Here is a 2491-nt window from a genome sequence, read left to right on the forward strand (position 1 = left end):
TTTTTTTGAAGTGTTAGAAAACGCTAAAAAGACGATTACAGGGAAAATAACCTTCGATTTTGATTTTGTGAGCCAGTTAAAAAATTATATCCATTCGGTCAATGAAAAAATTCAAGGTCTGATCTCTCAAAATATCCTTTTGAGAAGGCAGTTGGAGATGAAAGATACGGAACTAGGGAAAGTAAAGTTTGATTTGAAGTTGGCAGAAGCCAAAAATAAAGGCTTTGATGACAAATTTAAGACTTACAAAGAAAAAGCGAATGTCCTAGATAAACTTTCAGATGTTTTGAGCGAAGAAGAAATAGAATTGCTGAATGACCGAATAATAGCTTTAGAAACGGGCAAAGCTTTCTCGATAGACAGAGATCTTCAAGGGCCAGAGCTTTGAGCGATTTATGCCGTGAAAGCTATTTGACAACAAGCAGTGACAGAGTACGCTAGGACGTGCCGAGCCGAAAGGCTGAAGCCTTTCGGACGGACACGGACAAAGGACGGTAGTCGCTGGTTGCTTGTTGTCAAATAGACCATGGAATAAAGTAAGCGTACGCGGGATAATAGCGAGTGAAGAAGTAAAAAAGAGGTGATAAGTATGTTAGAAAAAAATAATTATCAAAACAATATAAAGCAATTTAGAGTTAGAGAGGGGTTGACCCAGGAAGAATTAGCTAAGAAAATAAATACTTCAAGGCAAATGATAGGCTTAATAGAAAATAATAAAACAATACCATCCGTAGAAACAGCTTTAAAATTAGCTAAAGTTTTAAAAGAACCTATAGAACATCTTTTTTGTATTTGAAAACGCTTTACTATTTGTGCTTTTAATGATATCATAGTATTAAAATAAATAAATAAATAAAAAGGAGATTGCGTATGTGGCTTTTACCTGTTGTTGGTTTTTTGATTGGAACTCTGTTAGGAAGCCGATAAGATAATGTGTGAAAGAGAGCTTAAGCTCTCTTTTTGTTTGCGCTTCGCAGTGGAAACAAAAAGTCCCTAGGGAACTGGATTCCTTGGGGGCTTCGGTGTGCTTGCGCACTATATTTTCATACGTTAATTATAATATGTGTTGTGAAAATCTGTCAAAGCTATGTTATACTGTTTTGGAGGCGCCTCAGCGATACGGTCGGTGGCGTGAATCTCTTTATCGTTGGGCGACTGGAAACGGATAGCCAAAAGGACACAAGTTTGTGTCGGGTGTGGGCCTGCCTTCAGCTTCGAGCTGTAAAGACCCCTGATACACTTCTAAGAGATTGACCCAATAGGGTCTTTTTTTTTGAAAAATTAAAAAAATGAAGGCTTTTTTTCTAAAGGAGATACTTTCATACTTACTTTATAACTTACTTTATATATACTTTGGGGGTGTAAAAAAGTCAGTGTTATCAGGGGTTTGCGAGGAGATAAGTGAGAAAAAAGTACGTGATACATGAGAAAAAAGTACGTGATACATGAGAAAAAAGTACGTGATACATGAGAAAAAAGTACGTGATACATGAGAGTTTTTTTAAAAAGAGTTGTATTTATCTCTTTAATTTGATAAGCTAATACATGAGAAAAAAGTACGTGAGGTTTGAACATGAAAAAAGGGAAGTCAGAAAATGCATTTGAGGGATTGATGTCTAGGCAAGATTATCTAGTCGTACAAGCCAATGACCTAGCCAAAGCCTTTGGGAATTTAAAAGCCTTTGAACATAAGCTACTGGACTATTGTTTTAGCTATGTGACCAAAGAAAGCACTGCAACAGATACATTTACGACAAATGCAAAAGAGGTGCTGAAGCACTTTGGATTGAACGCTTCAGGGAAAAACTATGAACGTGTGGCACGTGGCTTTAAAGCATTAAACGAAAATACTGCGTTATATCTACCAATCGTTGAGAATGGCGTTAAAGGGATATTGATGACACAGTTATTTAGAAAAATTAAATTTTTAGCTAATGGCGAAGTGGAATTTATCTTTTCAGAAGATGCTGCACCTTACGTATTTGCTTTACGTAGCCAGTTCTTTTCGTTCAAATTGGCAGAGCTAGCTCAAATCAAATCAAAGTATGCCATTATTTTGATGAAATTGTGGGAAGCAAATCGTTTTAAAAATCAACGTGTTACAACCATTCAAGGGGATTTAGATGAGTGGCAAAATTGGTTTTTGGGAACAGAGAAAAGATGGACACCAGCTGTTTTTGCGAGGGACTGCCTTAAAGTTGGGGCAGAAGAGCTAGAGAAAAAATTAGGGGTGGATGTTTATCTGAACGTAGTTAAAAATGGCCGAAAGGTCATTGGATATGAAATGCAGATTACTGATAATCGACAACCAACCACTGCAGAAGTAATCCAACAAGCCAAAGAAGATAGTTATCAAACAGACATCTATGATTTTTTAGATTGATCAGCGCAGGTCAGTTTTTTTGTCGGACAATGGCGAAGCCGTCCGACTGACATTTTGAAAAAATGTCTCGCTCGAAATCGAGCGACGAAGAGAAAACTTGGGGTTCGA

3 protein-coding genes are annotated in these 2491 nt (G+C 37.1%); all 3 read left to right on the plus strand.

Features of this window, described 5'->3' with window-relative positions; genetic code table 11:
• The coding region (locus tag CUN59_RS23005; protein WP_165790246.1) for a hypothetical protein at positions 1-388 on the plus strand (388 nt) is incomplete at its 5' end.
• Positions 389-589: 201 nt separating this feature from the next.
• Positions 590-796 carry a helix-turn-helix transcriptional regulator gene (locus CUN59_RS23010; RefSeq protein ID WP_104389594.1) on the plus strand — a complete coding sequence of 69 codons (207 nt, stop codon included), beginning with the start codon at positions 590-592 and terminating at the stop codon, positions 794-796.
• Between the two features lie 777 nt (positions 797-1573).
• Complete coding sequence (locus tag CUN59_RS23015) at positions 1574-2383, plus strand: replication initiation protein (RefSeq protein WP_104389595.1); 810 nt, start codon at positions 1574-1576, stop codon at positions 2381-2383.
• Positions 2384-2491 lie beyond the last annotated feature (108 nt).

This window comes from Cuspidothrix issatschenkoi CHARLIE-1 (genome assembly GCF_002934005.1).
Lineage (GTDB): Bacteria > Cyanobacteriota > Cyanobacteriia > Cyanobacteriales > Nostocaceae > Cuspidothrix > Cuspidothrix issatschenkoi.